Origin of the sequence: Methanocorpusculum vombati (assembly GCF_026891935.1) — an archaeon.
Classification (GTDB): domain Archaea; phylum Halobacteriota; class Methanomicrobia; order Methanomicrobiales; family Methanocorpusculaceae; genus Methanocorpusculum; species Methanocorpusculum vombati.
The window spans coordinates 13,432-30,800 of the sequence record NZ_JAPTGC010000002.1 but is presented as its reverse complement, the minus strand read 5'-3'; the positions used below and the strand labels follow the sequence as shown (position 1 = coordinate 30,800).

Here is a 17,369-nt window from a genome sequence, read left to right as displayed (position 1 = left end):
GCACTTTGCGTTATTTGTTCCCGACCGGTGTTCGTTTCAAAAAGAACAGCAGGTAGCGCAGCAGCACATACCCCACCAGCACGACGGCAACTCCCGTCTGCATCAGCACAACGCCTTCCATCAGCGGCAGTGCGCATCCCGTAAATGTTTCCAGATAGCTGGTGACCTGCGTGGACGCGGTCGCTGCGATGACGAACGGGAAGGTGAATGCGGCGTAACTTGGATAAAAGGGGAGATTGCGGTAGCTGATGACCTTGTACAGAGCAAAGAGGTAGAACAGACAGGCAGCAATGTACAGCCCGATTAAAAATTCCGGGGATACCGGCGTTATGGTTTCGATATAGGCGGTGAGACACAGACTTGCCGGTGCTGCGTAGATACAGATCAGAGGTTTTACCGCGTCCGGCACTTCGGGAAACCGCACATACCGTACGGTTATCGGGAGGAACACGATGAGGAATGCAGTAAAACCGATCCAGAACGCCGCGGCTGCAATCTCCTGTGAACCAAAAACCGGGGCGGTAACCGCAGCTGCGGCAATTCCGACATACACGATGTAGTAGTTTGCAAGGACGTCCCGCAGCCCGGCGTTACGGACAAATCTCACGGTGTAATACACCATGAGTGCCCCGTGCAGAAGAAGTGCGGCAAGCCACAGACCGAACGCTGCCTCGCTGCTGTATGGTTCGAGATAGGTACTCAGGATCATCAGCGCCATGGTACAGGTGCCTGCAACGCCTGCAAGTACCGGATCATTCATGTCCTTTCGGAATGCCGCGGGAACCCAGAGATATTTCAGAAGGACCAGCGAAAGAACCACCGCAGCAAGCACTCCGCAGACGGGCGGAATACTGTCTGAATAGTTCTGCAGAAGACTTCCGAGTGCGGCGGTTCCCAGGGCAACGCCTGAGAGCGGCAGAGGTATGCGGAGCAGGAACTGTTTCATTACCGGTCAGTGTGGGGGCAGTGCGGATAATTACCGACCAGTTTGAACCAGGTGCTCTGTTCCCGGACTTTTCCGAGGGCAATCAGAACGTTTGCATCCTCAAGGTTTCCTGCAACATCCAGGAAAAAGACATATTCCCAGGGGCTGTCGGGTTTGGGGCGCGACTGGATTTTCAGGAGGTTCAGCCCGTTGTAGGCGAAGTGGGCCAGTATGCTGTAGAGTGCTCCGCTTTTGTGGGCGGTGGAAAAGGCGAGACTGATCTTATCGGACTGCGGGGTAATTTCCATCTGCCGCGAGAGGATGATGAACCGTGTGTAGTTGTTTTCCGCGGTCTGGATATTTCGTTCCAGAACATCCAGTCCGTAGAGTTCTGCGGCCCGCAGGCTGCCGATAGAGGCTTTTGCGGGGTTTCGGGTCTCTGCAATAAACTTCGCGGCAAGGGCTGTGTTTGCATACGGATAGGCGTTGATTGCGGCGTGATGCCGGAGAAAGTCCCGGCACTGGCTGATGGCCTGCGGGTGCGAGTACACTTCGCGGACCGTTTCGGTTGATGCGCCGGATACGCCGAGCAGATTATGCCGGACACGGATGATGTGTTCGCCGACCACATACAGACTGCATCGCGTGATGAGGTCGGCAACCTCAAGTACGTCTCCGGCGGTGGAGTTTTCAATCGGCAGAACCCCGTAGTCGATCTCGCCGCGTTCCAGTGCCGAAAACACGTCGTCGAACTCCCTGTAATTGGTGACTGCCGATGCGGTTCCCCCGAAGTACTCAAGGGCGGCCTGTTCCCCGAAGGATCCGGCAACTCCCTGATACCCGACCTTTGGCGCGGATACTGCTGCGGTACCCAGCCCGGCCTCGATCTCTGCCAGAAACTCTTCACTGCCGATATACAGTTTGTCTATTGAGGCATGGAGGACTTTTTCAATCCGGGGAGTGGTCATAGTATATACTAATCAACCCGCAAAAATTTGAATGTGAGGATTTTCGTCCTCACGAAAAAATGGTTTACTCGTTCTTTTCGATTTCTTCGAGTTTTGTGCGAAGGATACGCATCTCCCGCATCAGTTCGCGGTGGTAGCCGAGGATCATGTCACTGATGAATCCGATCATGAAGGTGAGGATTCCGGTGATGATGAGAAGCATGGTTAAAATTCCCATGAAGAGATGCTCGATTCCTGCCAGCCACTCAAAGAGCACGTACAGTCCCAGACAAAATCCTGCGATGCCCATGAGAACACCGATGACGCTGAAGTGGAAGAGCGGGTTGTTCATTTTGCCGTATTTGTTGATTGCCCGGAGAATTTTGTATCCGTCGCGGATGGGATGCAGTTTTGTCGGGGATCCCGGACGTTTCTTGTAGTAGGTTGGGACGACCTCGAACCGGAGACCGCGGTGGATGACTGCAGAGCTGATCTCGGTCTCGATCTCAAATCCTGCTTCTTTGAGGTTCATCTGCCGGACGGAGTCCAGGGTAAATGCCCGGTAACCGGAGAGAATGTCGGTCATGTACACGCCGTGCGCCCATTTGAACAGGGTGTTCATGAGGCGGTTGCCCCAGAGATTGAGGCGGGTTAAGGCACCGCGTTCGTACTGGTTGAGCCGGTTGCCGATGACATGGTCTGCGCGGCCGCGTACGAGCGGTTCCATCATGGCGTCCGCATACTCCGGCGGGTTGGTGCCGTCTCCGTCAAGCATCAGGATGTAGGGGGCGGTAATCGTTTCAAATGCCTCGATCATGGCGGCACCTTTTCCTTTTCCCTTCTGCGTCATGACGGTTGCACCGAGTTTTTCTGCGATCTCCGGTGTTCCGTCCGTGCTGTGGCCGTCTACGACAAGTATTTGGTGATACCCCTCTGCCTGCAGCTCCTCAATAACGGACCCGATGGTTGCCTTTTCATTGAGTGTCGGAATCAATACACAGACATCGTCTTTGGAAAAATCCATTCTATAGTAGTGTATGGCTGTTCTCTGTAATCAGTCTTGCAGGTCTGCGGGAAAAAAAAGATTGAAGATTTCTATCTCTCCTTTTTTTCAGGACATTGCAGGTGAGTTAGTGGTGAGTGGGTAGGAAGAAAAGAGAACGCGAGATTTCGCAGATGCGCCTAACGGCGCTGAGTCGCAAGCCCGGAGGTCTTGCTCCGCTCCCCACTTCGTGGGTCGCCTTCGCTCGTCGCATTTGCTTTTCGTCGCTCGCCATCCCGCCCAGAGCCGGACGGGCGGCGTTGCACTCGCACGGCAGAGCCGCAATGATCTAAGATAGTCAGGAGTCCTCGGCAGAGGCACGATGAAAAAAGAAAACGCAGATAACGCAGATGCGTCGCTTCGCGCCGCGGCTTCGCTCATCGCATTTGCTTTTCGTCGCTCGCCATCCCGCCCAGAGCTGGGCGGGCGGCGTTGCTGTCGCAAGCGCGACGGCAAATGCTCGCGAAGCTCCCACTCATCCCTTATCCTGCAACAACCGGCAGAAACATTCACCAGAAATCTCTTGACGCTCGCGAAGCTCCCACTTGTTCCTTATCCTGCATCAGCTTCGCGAGCATTTTTAGCTGCGTTTGCGACAGCAACGAGCAACCGCCCGGCTCCGGGCGGGCGAGAGCAGCGTTAAGAAAATGCGACGAGCGAAGCAGCGCCGTTAGGCGCATCTGCGTTATCTGCGTTTTCCTTTTTCATCCTACCCACTCACCACTCACTCACCTACAATGTCCAGAAAAAAAGTGTTGAGAGAAATACGTTCATGCTTGTGTGGTCGTAATCGGTTTTTTTCCGATCAGTTCCCGCAGTTTGTTTGCCTGTTCGCGGGGCATCTGAAGATAGGCTTGCAGGTCAGGCCGTTTTTTCGACGTCTGCACGATGATGTAGTAGGAAAGTTTCCTGCCGGAGTCGGGCTGATCCGGAATAGTGACCGTTATCCGTTCGGCGAATATTGGTTTTTTCGTTCCGTCCTGTTCGGTCCAGTTCAACTGCTTTGGTGTGGTGTACCGCATGGTGATTACGACTCCTTCGCGTTTGCAGTCCGCCACATTCACTCCGCCAATTCCGACAAAATTGCGGTACCCATCTTCTTCGGTGTACTGCTCAAGCTGTTCGATGAGTGCGGTTTCGTTCGGCGGGGCAACGTACATCCCGTGGGAGATGACGGAGAGACCGTCAAGCTCCGTGAACACACAGGCATAGCTGAGGCCGAAGAGGGCGGCGGCGAAGCAGAGCGTGGTGATGATGATTGCGGTAAGGGTACTGTGGGACATGGATGGTTTCCTTTGTTATCCTATTTTCCGTTTGAGAAATGCTGCCGAGAAATGAACCGGGGTTTTACGTTCCCGATGTTTTCTCCATTCCCAAAAGGGTCAGAATTTTGTTCGCATCTTCAACCGGCAGGAGGATTGCGTGACAGAACCGTTTATCCTCGCCATAGACCACTACAAAGTTGGCCAGTTCTTTATCCCAATCGGGTTCATCAGGAATTGTTACTACGATCTTGTGGACCTGAATTGGTGTAGGTACCAGAAAACCTCTCCCATAGTCTGCCCAGAGAAGCTCATGCGGATTGGGATACTGTATTGCCAGTGCTACCCCGTGGAGGGCGGCATCTCGTGTGTTTATCGAGCTGAGAGCATAAAAATTGCCATAATTCTCTTCAATAAAGTGTTCAATCAGATTGATTACCGCAGTGTCATTTTCCGCGGTTACTTCCACGCCGTGAGAGACGATTGCAAGACCGTCCTTTTCCGGAATCCAGGTCAGAGGTGATGGTGAGGAAGTATTGTTTGCAGGGGGCAACGTATTCCCATACTGGATAAGACTGACGGCCATGAGAACACCAATGAGGACAACAATCACAAAGTATGCGATGAGTTTGCGGGTTTCACTGCGGGACATAGGGGTTGTGAGCTCCTTTCTGGTATCTTTTCCGCGAGAGGTAATAAAAAGAGTGGTCAAAGTCTCGTCAGGGAAAAAAGAGAAGATGTCCCGCAGGATACGTTCATTCCTGTGTGATCGTAATCGGCTTTTTTCCGATCAGGTTCAGCAGTTCGTTTGCCTGTTCGCAGGACATCACGAAGATGTAACGATCCGGGTTGTAGCGTTCCGGGTCCGGCGATGGGCGGTACACAATCAGGCGGAAGTCACCTTTTGGATCGTCGGGAATGACTGCTATGATCCTATCCACGAGAACCGGAATACTCGTTGGGTGGATGCCTTCTATGCCGAGATCCTCTGTCCATGTGATTCCGATTGGCTCTGCATACTTCATTGTTATGACGGTCCCGAAGAATGTATTCTTGACCACACCTGTTCGCGGGGTATTGAGCCAGTATCGATAATTTTCCTCGGCGAGTTGTTCCATTTTTTTGATAACGTCCTCTTCGTTCTGCGGAACAATGTGGATTCCATGGGATACAATACTGAGTCCGTCCGTTTCAATGTACAGGGAGGCAAGTCCCAGAGATGCGATCGCGATAGCGAAGCAGAGCGTGGTGATGACGATTGCGGTAAGGGTGCTGCGGGACATGGTTGGTGTACCTCAGGGGTATGTATTTTCGCAGGAGGTGATAAAAAGAGTGGTCAAAGTCTCATCAGGAAAAAATGTGTTTCCGGCACATTCGTTCTCCACCGCGGGACAGGAAGAGAAGAACCAAGGGGTCTTCTCTTCTTCTCCTGCCGAATTTTTTTCTGCGCTCAGATGACGCGGTGGGAGAATCCTGCAAGTTCCAGCAGGATTCCAACGATCAGATTCTTCTGCATACGACAGGAAATATACTGGAATACTGGGCATCCTACTTAAGGCTATTTCTTATATTTTCCAAGACGTCCTAGAAACATTATACGACATTACAGTTTGAAAAAAGAGAGGAGTTTGTGTAATTTTCCAGGAAATACGAAGGTTATAGATCCGGATTCAACGGTTTATATTCCCCGTTCTGCCACCGTATGTACAACTCCTGCGGAATGTAACGATTTGTTGTTGGTCCATATATAGAAGAATACACACCATCGGCGAATGCATTATAAGCATCAACAGTGTTTTTGGAGAGAGTGTAGACATTTCCATTTCGAGATTCTGATTGTGAACACACAATTCTCACACCAGATTTGAAGGTAAACGTCTGTTCTGCCATGTTACCACCACGATTAAATGTCCCATCCCATTTGCTGATTTGACCGCTGGGCCAGGTAAACACTAATGAAGTATCAGGAATATCAGTTGTCCACGAGAGTCCTACCGAAGATGAACTAAGTGAACAGGACACCGACTGACCGCTGCTGGTACCTGTAGGAGTTTCTTCAGCACTTGATGCGCTTGGAAGATGCGGCGCATTACCACTGAGATCGGAATATCCGGGATCTATCGTAAGGGTAAACCGGTCATTTTTGTACCCTATCCCTGGCGTCATTTTTATGTTGGTCGTGGTGTAGAATTGGTCCTGATAACTATTCTGTTCCACGGGATCCCAATACCAATCAGAACGTATTACGAATTTCCCAAATGCCCCATAGTCCCTCGGTGTTGCCCGATGAGAAATCCACCCGGGTTCTGTAATTGATGAGATTCCCGCTGCGTTGGAAACAATAGAAGTACTCGCGACATTCGTCTTTTCGTTTACGGTGTTCATCCATTCGCTCAGGCCTTCTCTGGCTGCTGCATAGGTTGTATCGTTTGCGTCCGCGGAAACGATATAGGTATACATCATGGTTTGCCCGGTAGGAAGAACCCGGAAGCCATAGGCTGCGAGTTTTTCATCATCAGCCACGGTAACCGGCGAAATACCCAGATATCCTTCTGATACCGGGGATGAAGATAACGCGTTCTTGGATAGCATCTTCCGTATGTTCAGAGATTTTGCTGACAGGCAAGAGTTGGACAAGGAAATGGGTGCCACGATCTTCCCAAAGAGCGCAGTGTAGTTGTTCAGGGAGTCATTCGCTGATTCGAACAGATCTTCGGGTGAGAGATCAGGACCGCTCGCGGTAATGGTAAAATCTGCGGGGTCGTACATGGAGACTTTCTGGAAGGTTAATGTTGAAGACTCCGGGATAGTCCATTCTCCGGAGGAGGGACTTTCACTGCCTCCCGTACCCTGAATCACTGCTGAAGCTGCGGTTACGGGCAGGATCAGCAACATCAAAAGTAACAGGATTCCTATTATAGATACCAATCGATTTTTTTTCTTTGTGTTCATTTTCGATACACCTCGGTAAACCTGTCACCCAGTATCAATCTTCTATCATGAATGATTAATATCGGTCACAGAATTACCACTTCGGTTATTCCTGTGGATATACATGAATTCATTGACCAAAGTATCATCACCCCCCAATTTTTCGCATCATGCGATGAACAAAAGAGACCATCCCAAGGGGGGTGATGATACTTTGGTCAATGAATTCATAACAGATGCGTCAAAAACATTTGTTCATGAAGCATCTGAAAAAGATACTTATTTCGGTAATAATTCTGCTTGCCTTTGCCGGTTCGGCAAACGCCGCCGGTACGGAAGTACAGACAGAGATTGAAATTCTGACGGAAGATCAGATCAAGGGTCAGGAACGTGCCCCTCCGGTGAATGATGTGATTCGCCAGGGTGAAACAAATCGTCATACGTACACCCCGGAGATCGGACAGAAACTTGAAGTATCTCTTACCTGGAACAGAGCATCATCCGGAAACGATCTGGATTTGTGTATTTATCCTCCCCAAACTGATCCGATACAATTACATGATGAAATTGATGGAAAAACGGACGGAAAAATCTCCCTTAGAATACCCCTCACCTCAAGTTATCTCAATCAACTTTGGGTATTTGATGTAGCTGGTGCCCAAGTTTCAGGCACACAGTCATATACTTTGATTATTAATAGTTACTAAGTATGGAAAAAGAACTGCTGCGGGAGATTGGTATTGTCATACTCGTGATATGTGTATTATTCAGCGCAGCAGCTGTACTTTTTTTCGCGGAAGGAGGAGAGATTTATGGATTCAACCATGATCCAACAAACCCTGTTATCAGTCTGGACCACCCAGAACTGGTAATTGAAGTGGTTGATGAAGACATTGTTCCCCTCTATGACGACACAGAAATTAAAACCGTAGAACTGTGGGAACTGCCAACAAAGGAAATTCTCCGGCAGCTGATTATCTCCCCTACAGCGTACATCCCGCCCCTCACCGCACACCTCATCACCCTCTTCATCTCCGCACTCGGCCTTGCCTTCCTCGTCCTCTACCGCCGCCAAGACAGCTGGGCAAACCGGCAGGAGAACGGCAGACCAGAACAGATACGCACCCTCCTCACCGAACATCCCGGGCGTTCCCTTCAGCAGATCGCAGACGCTCTCGGGATTTCTCACAGCACAGCACGCCATTATCTCAGGAGACTGAAGAAAGATGAACAGATCTCTCTGTTTGACTACCACGGACATCCGCACTACTTCGCCAGCGGCAGCAAACCCTACACCGACCTCGAGAAACTGATGTACATCATTCTCTCACGCAAAAAAGAAGAACGGGTGATTACCGCCATCCGGGAACACCCCGGCATCACCAAACGCGAACTCACCAAAAAACTCCGGCTCACCCTCCCCACCGGCAACTGGCATCTCCAGAGACTCCTTGACGACGGGCTGCTCATGATCATATTTGACGGCGTCCACAACAAATACCAGCTGACCAATGAAGCAGCAGACGCATACAAAAAGATCCTCACCGGCCTTAGCAGCATCGTGTCCGAACCGTGATACCGACCCGGCAGACACCCGTGCCGTTCTCCTCCCGGCAACCCCCCTCACGCATGATAGGGATAGCCAAGCGACATATGAATCTGCGCAAACTCCCACGCATGCCCCGTTCCGCGAAGAACCGCCGTAAACCGGCAGGGCGTCTCATGTACCGCACCGCTTCCGGCAGTACTCAGCAGCATACAGGAAGCCGAAAGCCAGGCAATAACCCCCTCACTTTTGATCTCCGCATCCGCAAACCGGATACCGCCGGTCTTGTAACGGGCAAAATTCTCCCGCATCGCAGAAAGAAAACTCTCCCGACCGGAAATTACCTCCTCCGTCCGGCAGCCGTACATAACCACATCCGCAGCGAGAAGTCCGGCAAGCGCTTCCGCATTATGATCATTATACGCCGTCTGATACCGGCTGAGAAGTACAGTGATCTGATCTATCGTTTGTGCAGAGACAGGCATACTTGTACTATAGTAGTTGGCAGGATGACATGAAGGGCTTTTCTGAAAAAATGTTACTCCCCGAATACAGGAACAGAACCTGAACAGCCCCGGAGTATCCGATCAAAAAATAATTAGAGTTTTCTCAGCACGACAAACAGTGCCGCAACACAGACAAGAGCAAGAACAACGGCCGTCGCAAGGGCTGCCGTGCCGGCTTCGCTCTGTGCGGTCTGGCCGGCATCACCGTCTGCGGGAACAACAGTAACCGCTATTTTTGTGGTGTCATCAACGAGATTACCGTCCCGATCATACGCCAGAACAGTATAGATCGTTGTCCCCGGCGGCATCGCGGCGGTCTGCTCTGCAGTAAACACATGACCGAACTCGTAGTTGGTATGTTCCGCAGAATACAGAGTACCATCGGCATTTACAAAAATCCGCGTCAGGAGTCCGTCAAACGTGTACTCAGTATCCCCGCCGGAATAGACATACGTGGAAATCTGATTATCAATATCATACCGGAGAGGAGACACGAAAGTAAGGGAAGACGCGATTGGCCGCGTTACTCCGTAGAATGCAAGATACTCCCCCTGCGTAACCGTGACCGCATACGGGGTGGTATCAACGGTTTTCGTGAAGTTGGGCAGACGGGAAACCGTGTTTGCCGGAATCTCGGATGACGAACTATCGGCTCTTGTATAAATCACCCGTGAATCCCGTGGAAAGGGCCGGGATGTACCGGCAAGCATCATGGTCTCGCCGGTATCCTCATCCGTCCAGATCATCGAACTTTCCCCGATATCATAATAGCGGAAGACTGTGTTGGGAGAATCAACAAGATGATACTGAACAATTGCCGCAAGCTCCAGCTGATAGGTTGTACTGGTACTGCCGATATTATAGATCAGCATGGTATTATTCGCCGCTGCGGCGTTGTCGACTTTGGTTCCCGGAAGATTATTTACCACCTCAACCGCATTATTCGCCTGCCAGTATGCAGGAATCCGGTAGCCTGCACTCCCGTCAGGCAGCTGGAAAAATCCGGGGAACCAGTCGACATACATCCGGAGATTATGCAGTGCTGCGTACTCGGCAACATTGTTTTTATTTTCCTCCGGCGTAAACATGCCCAGAGACGTATTCGTTAAACCAAACATGATGTTTCGGGAAACACGCCCGACGATCTCGGAAGTATCCGTGTTTTTGAACAGCATCGGCTCGTTCGTTGCAGGGTCCAGCACCTCAACAACAATGGTGTACTCTCCCATAGTAAGATCCGCAGGGTACCGGGTTCCCGAATCCGTATAACTGCCGCTGATCTCTTTGGTGGCCCCGCCCTGAACGAACGCCAGATAGTAGCCGGGATCGGTATTCACCAGAAGTTTGTTTGTTCCATTGGCAATCCCTCCCGGACTGGTGATTTTTTCAACCGCAAGAATAGTTCCCCACGAATTGTCAATACCGCTCATATCAACGCTTTCAGCAGGTGTCACTCCCGCATCGTTCACCGCACTGAGAACCGTTCTGACAGTCTGACCGGCATCATCCAGAAGCGTTACCCGCACATTTGCCGGATCGCCGGAATTCTGAAAATATCCATACACATAGAAGTCACGCATCTCGGCATACGTTGTCTCAGAAAGCGACGGCTGGGTTATGTTCAGAGAAACACTACTCATCTCGGCGGCGGAAACGGGAAGAAAAAACAGCACAGCAATCAGCAAAACAGATACCAGTATACTGATTCTTTTCAGAAACACTTCAACACATACCATAGTACAGATACCACTCAGTTTAAAATACACAAGGAACCTAAATAAATGTTTGCCGGACAGGGTGGCGTTTTCCATAAATTCGTTTATTGCCTATGAATGATCGTCATTGATCGATTTTTAGCCCACGAAACACACGGAAACAAAAAACATCACGGAACAGGTCGGTAACATCACAAAATTTCCATTCAACGCATTATTTCCGTGTTGTTTACGTATGTTTCGTGATGTTTTTTTCTTTCAGTGTGTTCAGTGTTTTCCGTAGGTATCGGAACTTTATGGGCAACACCGGACAGGGTTGGTGGAGTCCCCTTTGCATAGCGATAAAAAAATTTTAAAAAAGTGAATGTTCAGATAGTGAGTCTTTTCTCTGAATCACTGACAAATTCCCCGTTCGGCGTCGCATACACAACAGCAACACCTCTGCCGAACGGTTTCGGCTGAATCTGTGCACGAAGATCATACTTAATATTTTTGTCTTCTTTGGAATTCTTATTAATTCCTCCATTTGCATGATTATGGCCGGTGAACAGATAGGTGTTCTTTGGCAGCCCTGTCCGATTCAGATAATACACACAATCTTTGATAGTATTATACGAGGAATGGGCCAACAGCACACATGCGGAGGGATGTGTCTTTAAAATCTCCTGGTAAACATGGTTTTTCATATTTTCGTTTATGACTCTGGTTGACGCAACATCCTTATCCCCGGAGTCACCCATCCCCGGATACTGACTTTTATCGTACAGTAAGACTTTGCCATGTCCCATATCTTCCCGAACAACATTTGATCCGAGAACTGCCAGGAAGGTGATACCGTGTATCATAACCGAACGGTGGATCGTCTCCCCATACAGTTCGTCCATTGAACCGCCGGACTTCCAGGCGAGATCCGTATTGACGATATAGAACCGGTTGTTAAAATCTGTCCCGGTCAGTTCTTGAAGCTTCGTGAAATACGAGGCCAGCTCCTTGGAACTGGAACCCTTCGGATTTATAGCAAGCTCATGATTTCCCATGCCCATAATAATGATAACCTTGGGATTTTTCAGCAGATCCCCGACAAGATCCATAAATCTCGTGTGCTGGGACTCTTGCCATACACTTACACTATTTTTCGGGATGGTCACCGGACTAAATTTATCCATGTTACTGGGACTGGTAACACGGGTTTCGCTGTCGCCATTGAAGCAGACAATCACCGACTGGTGCTTGTCTGCCTCGGCACTGACTGCATCCAGTATGCTCTGATATGCGGCCTCGTTGGAGTGCCAGTCAGTAAATACCATGATGGCTGTGTCCTCATATGCAGGGGAAGCGGCTGCCGAACCGGTAAAAGCTGCGGCAAAAAGTATAACGATACCCGCCAGCATCATAGTCCGAAGCAGGATACCGGGTACGTCTGAACTGTTTTTTCTCATGAAATAAATCTCCATTGCAGGAAATGCATCTATCGTGAAAAAAACCAGTCTGTACACCAGTCGTTGCCAACACGTTTCACGGGTCCTGATACATGAGGTCCTACGAATTTCAAGTATTGACGCAGACAACGATAAATTTACCTGAGTATAGATTACTTTTTGTAAAGTATTCCGGACAAAGAAAAAAGTTATTCTTTTTTCGGTGCGTTCAGCTCCCGCCAGCCGCTCACAAACCGCTGAACTGCCGTAACATGGCCGAACACCCCAAAGATCACCAGCAGCCAGCCGAGCGCCGGAAGCCCGAACAGCAGCGGCACCGGAACCACCACCTCAACCGCACCGAACACCAGCAGCAGCACCAGCCGGTCTGCCCGGCCCAGAATCCCGCCATAATTTCGCTTCAGCCCGACCGCCTGCGCCTGCGTCCCCAGATACGACGACATCAGAACACCCGTCAGCGCAAACACCCCGATAGCCCAGGCAGGAACCTGACACGTCCACGCAACCGTACCCCACGCAAAAATACCCGTGATAATAAAAATATCCGCATACCGGTCGAACACATGATCCAGATAATCCCCCGCAGGACTTGCAATCCCCGTCAGCCGGGCAACCGCCCCGTCAATCGCATCAAAAAACGCACTCACAAACACCAGAACAACCGCCGCAAACGTCTCACCAACACCAAAAAACACCCCCGCAGCTGCAGCTGCAAGAAGTGCCAGCACCGTACAGGCATTCGGCGTCAGGTGCAGTGCAGCAATAGCCTTGGCAAGCGGCGTCACAATAAAAGCAACTTTCGGGCGGAAGGAATCAAGCGTCATAACATCGGGTCCAGAAACTCTGACCAGTCGATTGTCCCAAACGACGCAGGAATCTCACCTGCCGCAAACGAAACAATCAGATCTGCTACAGAAACTACATCTCTATTTGTCGTATCTATCTCATATACTTGTTCCGAAGCAAACATATCCGCAGTCTCCGACAAAATCACATCCAGCGCCTCCGCCTGACAATTCTCCGCAACCTTCGCCGCCGCATATCCGCGGGAAGCAAGGCGGAGTTTCAGCACATCCGGCCTGCACCGGAGAACAACAATCTTATCGCACGCAAGAAAATGCGCAAGCGACCCCTCCACATACCCCTCCGTATAGGAAAACGCATCCGCCCACGCATCCACATCCACCTCATCCGCATCGCGGACAGCATCATGCGCCACCACATAAGGAGCAACGGTCGTCTTCAGATCAACAACCAAAAACCCCCGGGCACGCAGTTCTGCTGCCGCCGCAGACTTCCCCGTCCCCGGCGTCCCGGTAATTCCGATCATCACAGACGCTTCACCGCCGCAAGGAACCGCTCATTCTCCCATACATCCCCCACCGACACGCGGACAAACGTCTCGCCCAGACCCGGGAAACTTGCACAAGACCGAACCAGCACACCCGCCCGCGCAAACGCTTCCATCGCCTCGTTGCTCGTCATCGGGGCAACATCAAACAGCACAAAGTTTGCTCCGCTCGCAAGAACCGGAAACGGAATCTCGCGGACAAACGTCTCACGCCACTTCCGCACATGGGCAATGAACGTATCGCGGTAGGCAGTATCCGCAACCGCCGCAACCGCCGCAGCCTCCGACACGCGGTTCAGCGTAAACGGTGTTGCCGCAGCCGCATACGGCCCTTCCAGCCAGGCCGGCACAAACCCGTACCCGACCCGCAGACCCGCAAGACCATACACCTTGGAAAGCGTCCTGCCGATAATCAGGTTATCGTACTTCTGCAGAAGCGGCAGATAATCCGTATCGCAGAACTCCACATACGCATTATCGAGGAACAGAACGCCGGAAATCCCGGATAAAATCCGCTCAATATCCGCCGCACGCGTAACCGTTCCGGTCGGGTTGTTCGGCGTGCACAGAAACGACAGCTTCGCATCCGCCGCCGCGGCAATGAACGCATCAACATCCACCGAAAAATCCGCCGCACGCGGCACATTCACTACCACCGCAGACGCAGCCCGTGCCGCAAGACCGTACATGGAAAACGTCGGCGTGGAAACGACGACCTTCTCTCCCGGCGAAACAAGTGCCCGGATCACGGTTTCAATCACGCCGTCCATCCCCAGACCCGAAGTCACCACGGGATGATCACAGATATACCGGCGGAGTGCCGCAACAAACTCTCCCGCCTTCGGGTCCGGATACCGGTTCGCCGCCGCAAGTGCGGCGGCAGCTGCCTCCAGCACCGCCGGGGACGGCGGATACGGATTTTCATTACTGCCAAGCATCGCGACCTCGTCAAATCCTGACGCAGCCGCAATCTCAGCCGGAGACTTCGCAAAGACGTAGCCCGTCTTTGTGTAGAGTTCACGGCAGAGAACTTCTTTAGACGGACTCTGCTGCTTCATTGATGATTGCAATTGCGTGATCGATCTCCCGGTTATTAATAACCAGCGGAGGAACAATTCTGATATTCTCGCCGCCGGCAACATTGATTAACACACCGTGTTCGCGGCAGTACTCCGCAATCGCCGGAGATTTTTCCCCAGCGGTAAATCCGACCATCAGACCCCGAACCCGCGGGTTCAGATGCGCCAGACCTTTTCTGAACCGCTCGCCCTTCGCCGCAACCTTCGGCACAACAGACTTCAGCACATCAAACGTCGCATTTCCGGCAGCACAGGCAACCGGCCCTCCGGCAAACGTACTGCCGTGCTCTCCGCGGGTAAACTCCAGACCCTCGCGGGCGATGATTGCACCCATTGGAATACCGGACGCAACACCTTTGGCAAGACTGATAATATCCGGCTGAACCGCAGAGTGCTGGAACGCAAACCATTTCCCGGTTCTGCCCATACCCGTCTGCACCTCGTCACAGATCATCAGGGCACCCGTATCATCGCAGATGTCGCGGATTCCCGGAAGGAAATCATCCGGCGGAATAATGACGCCGGTCTCTCCCTGAATCGGCTCAAACATAACCGCAGCAGTCTTCTTCGTCACAAGGTCTTTCAGTGCCTCAATGTCTCCGTAAGGCCCGAACTTGCAGGGAATTCCAAGCGGCTCAAACGGTACCCGGATCGCAGGCTTGTGGGTACAGGCAAGCGAACCAACCGTTCGTCCGTGGAAATCATGCTCAAAGGACACAAACTCGTGGCGGCCGGTTGCCCGGATAGCAAGCTTCATCGCCGCATCGTTTGCTTCGGCACCCGAGTTGCCGAAGAAGACCTTGCCAAGACCGGACGCCTTCGACAGTTTTGCTGCAAGCTCTGCCTGTCCCGGCACATAATAGAGGTTTGAGCAGTGAATCAGCGTCTGCGCCTGTTTGCAGATAGCAGCGGTCACTGCCGGATGACAGTGGCCGGTACTGCACACCGCAATACCTGCGACCAGATCAAGATATTTCTTTCCGGTACTGTCCCAGACATGACAGTCTCTGCCCCGGACGATCTCCATGTCCCGTCCGAACGCGGGCATGTAGTATTTTGCATCAAGTTGTTTGGAAGTTGGCATAAGTATCACTCATATTCGATGGTTGCCGGAGGTTTGCTCGTGATGTCATAGAGAACACGGTTCACATGGCGAACCTCGTTGATGATTCTGCCGGAAATTTTTTCCAGCACAGGATACGGAATCTGCGCCCAGTCGGCGGTCATAAAGTCCGTCGTCGTAACCGCCCGCAGCGCAATAGCGTAGTCATAGGTACGCTCATCGCCCATGACACCGACACTGCGCATGTTGGTTAAGGCCGCAAAGTACTGGTTAACGGCACGGCCCATACCGGCTGCGGCAATCTCCTCGCGGAAGATGGCATCCGCATCGCGGAGAATGTCGAGCTTGTCTTTGGTGATGTCACCAATTACCCGGATGGCAAGTCCCGGACCCGGGAACGGCTGACGCCAGACAAGATTCTCCGGGATACCAAGTTCCGCTCCCGCAGCACGCACCTCGTCTTTGAAAAGAATGCGCAGGGGTTCGATGATCTCCTTGAAGTCCACGTGGTCCGGAAGACCGCCGACATTGTGGTGGCTCTTGATAACCGCCGCATTCCCGGGGCCCGACTCGATCACGTCCGGATAAATCGTACCCTGCACGAGGAAATCGACCGTGCCGATCTTTTTTGCCTCCTCTTCAAAGACGCGGATAAACTCTGCACCGATAATCTTGCGTTTCTGTTCGGGATCGGAGACGCCGGCAAGTTTTGTAAGGAACCTCTCCTCCGCGTTCACGCGGACAAGATTGATGTCGTACTGGTTTCTGAAAACCTCTTCCACCTCATCTCCCTCGTTCTTGCGCAGCAGACCGTGGTCCACAAAGATGCAGGTCAGCTGTTTACCGACCGCCTTATGCACAAGGACCGCGGCAACCGACGAGTCCACACCGCCGGAAAGCGCACAGAGCACTTTTTTGTCGCCGATCTTCTCCCTCAGATGTGCAACCATAGTATCCACGAACGAGGACATATGCCATGTTCCGGTACAGCCGCAGACACCATACAGGAAGTTCCGGATCATCGTCATGCCTTCAGGGGTGTGCAGAACTTCCGGATGGAACTGAACCGCATAGATCTTTTTGTCCGGATTTTCGAGCGCGGCAAACGGGCAGCCGGGTGTCGCCCCCGTGGCACGGAATCCTGCGGGAAGTTCGCTGATGTAGTCACCGTGACTCATCCAGCAGGATGTCTCCTCCGGGATTCCGGCAAAGAGCAGACTCTCACGGAGCGAAAGCGGTGTTTTGCCGTACTCGCGGCTCTGCGCCGTTGCTCCGGAAGAAACTTTTCCTCCGAGGGTAAACGCGGTCAGCTGCGCACCATAGCAGATGCCAAGAATCGGAATCCCCAGCGAGAAAACACCGGCATCCACACGGGGAGCGCCTTCAGCATACACCGAAGCAGGGCCGCCGGTAAAGATGATACCCATGTAGTTTCCGGCTCTGATCTCGTCAAGCGAAACCGTACAGGGTTTCACCTCACAATAGACGTTCGCCTCGCGGACGCGGCGGGCAATCAGCTGGTTGTACTGGCCGCCGAAGTCAAGGACAAGAATGGATTCCATG

The 17,369-nt window shown here is 52.0% G+C and carries 17 protein-coding genes; 2 read left to right on the top strand and 15 right to left on the bottom strand.

Annotation, left to right across the window (positions count from 1 at the left end):
- Positions 1–10: 10 nt before the first annotated feature.
- The 7 genes from O0S09_RS01600 to O0S09_RS01570 form a co-directional block, all read right to left on the bottom strand.
- Positions 11–946, bottom strand: coding sequence for a TDT family transporter (locus O0S09_RS01600; protein ID WP_268922149.1), 936 nt, complete (start codon positions 944–946; stop codon positions 11–13).
- Entirely contained in the window at positions 946–1,893 is a 948-nt protein-coding gene (gene pheA, locus O0S09_RS01595) for a prephenate dehydratase (RefSeq protein ID WP_268922148.1), read from the bottom strand. Before pheA ends, O0S09_RS01600 begins: the two co-directional genes overlap by 1 nt.
- Positions 1,894–1,957: 64 nt before the next feature.
- Positions 1,958–2,896, bottom strand: a complete 939-nt coding sequence (gene aglJ, locus O0S09_RS01590; RefSeq protein WP_268922147.1) for an S-layer glycoprotein N-glycosyltransferase AglJ — start codon at positions 2,894–2,896, stop codon at positions 1,958–1,960.
- Positions 2,897–3,684: 788 nt separating this feature from the next.
- Positions 3,685–4,197 (bottom strand): hypothetical protein, encoded by a 513-nt coding sequence (locus O0S09_RS01585; protein WP_268922146.1) that lies wholly within the window; start codon positions 4,195–4,197, stop codon positions 3,685–3,687.
- A 64-nt stretch (positions 4,198–4,261) separates the two neighbouring features.
- Complete coding sequence (locus O0S09_RS01580; RefSeq protein ID WP_268922145.1) at positions 4,262–4,828, bottom strand: hypothetical protein; 567 nt, start codon at positions 4,826–4,828, stop codon at positions 4,262–4,264.
- 103 nt (positions 4,829–4,931) lie between these two features.
- Entirely contained in the window at positions 4,932–5,459 is a 528-nt protein-coding gene (locus O0S09_RS01575) for a hypothetical protein (RefSeq protein ID WP_268922144.1), read from the bottom strand.
- A gap of 373 nt (positions 5,460–5,832) precedes the next feature.
- The gene (locus O0S09_RS01570; protein WP_268922143.1) at positions 5,833–7,128 is read right to left on the bottom strand and encodes a hypothetical protein; all 1,296 of its coding nucleotides are present in this window, start codon (positions 7,126–7,128) and stop codon (positions 5,833–5,835) included.
- Positions 7,129–7,364: 236 nt separating this feature from the next.
- Between O0S09_RS01570 and O0S09_RS01565 the strand changes: the two genes are divergently transcribed.
- The gene (locus tag O0S09_RS01565; protein WP_268922142.1) at positions 7,365–7,814 is read left to right on the top strand and encodes a hypothetical protein; all 450 of its coding nucleotides are present in this window, start codon (positions 7,365–7,367) and stop codon (positions 7,812–7,814) included.
- 2 nt (positions 7,815–7,816) lie between these two features.
- Positions 7,817–8,683, top strand: coding sequence for a winged helix-turn-helix transcriptional regulator (locus tag O0S09_RS01560; RefSeq protein WP_268922141.1), 867 nt, complete (start codon positions 7,817–7,819; stop codon positions 8,681–8,683).
- A gap of 47 nt (positions 8,684–8,730) precedes the next feature.
- Here the strand turns inward: O0S09_RS01560 and O0S09_RS01555 are convergent, their stop codons facing one another.
- The 8 genes from O0S09_RS01555 to guaA all read right to left on the bottom strand — a co-directional run bounded on the left by O0S09_RS01555 (position 8,731) and on the right by guaA (position 17,368).
- A complete protein-coding gene (locus O0S09_RS01555; protein WP_268922140.1) occupies positions 8,731–9,138 on the bottom strand; it encodes a nuclear transport factor 2 family protein in 408 nt (135 codons plus the stop codon).
- 113 nt (positions 9,139–9,251) lie between these two features.
- Positions 9,252–10,895: a hypothetical protein gene (locus tag O0S09_RS01550; RefSeq protein WP_268922139.1), complete on the bottom strand. Its 1,644-nt coding sequence runs from the start codon at positions 10,893–10,895 to the stop codon at positions 9,252–9,254.
- 347 nt (positions 10,896–11,242) lie between these two features.
- Positions 11,243–12,313 carry a hypothetical protein gene (locus O0S09_RS01545; RefSeq protein WP_268922138.1) on the bottom strand — a complete coding sequence of 357 codons (1,071 nt, stop codon included), beginning with the start codon at positions 12,311–12,313 and terminating at the stop codon, positions 11,243–11,245.
- Positions 12,314–12,501: 188 nt separating this feature from the next.
- The gene (locus tag O0S09_RS01540; protein WP_268922137.1) at positions 12,502–13,137 is read right to left on the bottom strand and encodes a CDP-alcohol phosphatidyltransferase family protein; all 636 of its coding nucleotides are present in this window, start codon (positions 13,135–13,137) and stop codon (positions 12,502–12,504) included.
- Positions 13,134–13,643, bottom strand: a complete 510-nt coding sequence (locus O0S09_RS01535) for an adenylate kinase family protein (protein WP_277612890.1) — start codon at positions 13,641–13,643, stop codon at positions 13,134–13,136. The genes O0S09_RS01540 and O0S09_RS01535 overlap by 4 nt, the downstream gene beginning before the upstream one ends.
- The gene (hisC, locus tag O0S09_RS01530) at positions 13,643–14,722 is read right to left on the bottom strand and encodes a histidinol-phosphate transaminase (protein WP_268922135.1); all 1,080 of its coding nucleotides are present in this window, start codon (positions 14,720–14,722) and stop codon (positions 13,643–13,645) included. Before hisC ends, O0S09_RS01535 begins: the two co-directional genes overlap by 1 nt.
- Entirely contained in the window at positions 14,700–15,827 is a 1,128-nt protein-coding gene (locus O0S09_RS01525) for an aspartate aminotransferase family protein (protein WP_268922134.1), read from the bottom strand. The genes hisC and O0S09_RS01525 overlap by 23 nt, the downstream gene beginning before the upstream one ends.
- Before the next feature lie 5 nt (positions 15,828–15,832).
- Complete coding sequence (gene guaA, locus O0S09_RS01520) at positions 15,833–17,368, bottom strand: glutamine-hydrolyzing GMP synthase (RefSeq protein ID WP_268922133.1); 1,536 nt, start codon at positions 17,366–17,368, stop codon at positions 15,833–15,835.
- Position 17,369: the final 1 nt, after the last annotated feature.

Coding starts and splice junctions, on each gene's coding strand:
- O0S09_RS01600 (WP_268922149.1), bottom strand. CDS start 946: ATGAAACAGTTCCTGCTCCGCATACCTCTGCCGCTCTCAGGCGTTGCC.
- pheA (WP_268922148.1), bottom strand. CDS start 1,893: ATGACCACTCCCCGGATTGAAAAAGTCCTCCATGCCTCAATAGACAAA.
- aglJ (WP_268922147.1), bottom strand. CDS start 2,896: ATGGATTTTTCCAAAGACGATGTCTGTGTATTGATTCCGACACTCAAT.
- O0S09_RS01585 (WP_268922146.1), bottom strand. CDS start 4,197: ATGTCCCACAGTACCCTTACCGCAATCATCATCACCACGCTCTGCTTC.
- O0S09_RS01580 (WP_268922145.1), bottom strand. CDS start 4,828: ATGTCCCGCAGTGAAACCCGCAAACTCATCGCATACTTTGTGATTGTT.
- O0S09_RS01575 (WP_268922144.1), bottom strand. CDS start 5,459: ATGTCCCGCAGCACCCTTACCGCAATCGTCATCACCACGCTCTGCTTC.
- O0S09_RS01570 (WP_268922143.1), bottom strand. CDS start 7,128: ATGAACACAAAGAAAAAAAATCGATTGGTATCTATAATAGGAATCCTG.
- O0S09_RS01565 (WP_268922142.1), top strand. CDS start 7,365: ATGAAGCATCTGAAAAAGATACTTATTTCGGTAATAATTCTGCTTGCC.
- O0S09_RS01560 (WP_268922141.1), top strand. CDS start 7,817: ATGGAAAAAGAACTGCTGCGGGAGATTGGTATTGTCATACTCGTGATA.
- O0S09_RS01555 (WP_268922140.1), bottom strand. CDS start 9,138: ATGCCTGTCTCTGCACAAACGATAGATCAGATCACTGTACTTCTCAGC.
- O0S09_RS01550 (WP_268922139.1), bottom strand. CDS start 10,895: ATGGTATGTGTTGAAGTGTTTCTGAAAAGAATCAGTATACTGGTATCT.
- O0S09_RS01545 (WP_268922138.1), bottom strand. CDS start 12,313: ATGAGAAAAAACAGTTCAGACGTACCCGGTATCCTGCTTCGGACTATG.
- O0S09_RS01540 (WP_268922137.1), bottom strand. CDS start 13,137: ATGACGCTTGATTCCTTCCGCCCGAAAGTTGCTTTTATTGTGACGCCG.
- O0S09_RS01535 (WP_277612890.1), bottom strand. CDS start 13,643: ATGATCGGAATTACCGGGACGCCGGGGACGGGGAAGTCTGCGGCGGCA.
- hisC (WP_268922135.1), bottom strand. CDS start 14,722: ATGAAGCAGCAGAGTCCGTCTAAAGAAGTTCTCTGCCGTGAACTCTAC.
- O0S09_RS01525 (WP_268922134.1), bottom strand. CDS start 15,827: ATGCCAACTTCCAAACAACTTGATGCAAAATACTACATGCCCGCGTTC.
- guaA (WP_268922133.1), bottom strand. CDS start 17,368: ATGGAATCCATTCTTGTCCTTGACTTCGGCGGCCAGTACAACCAGCTG.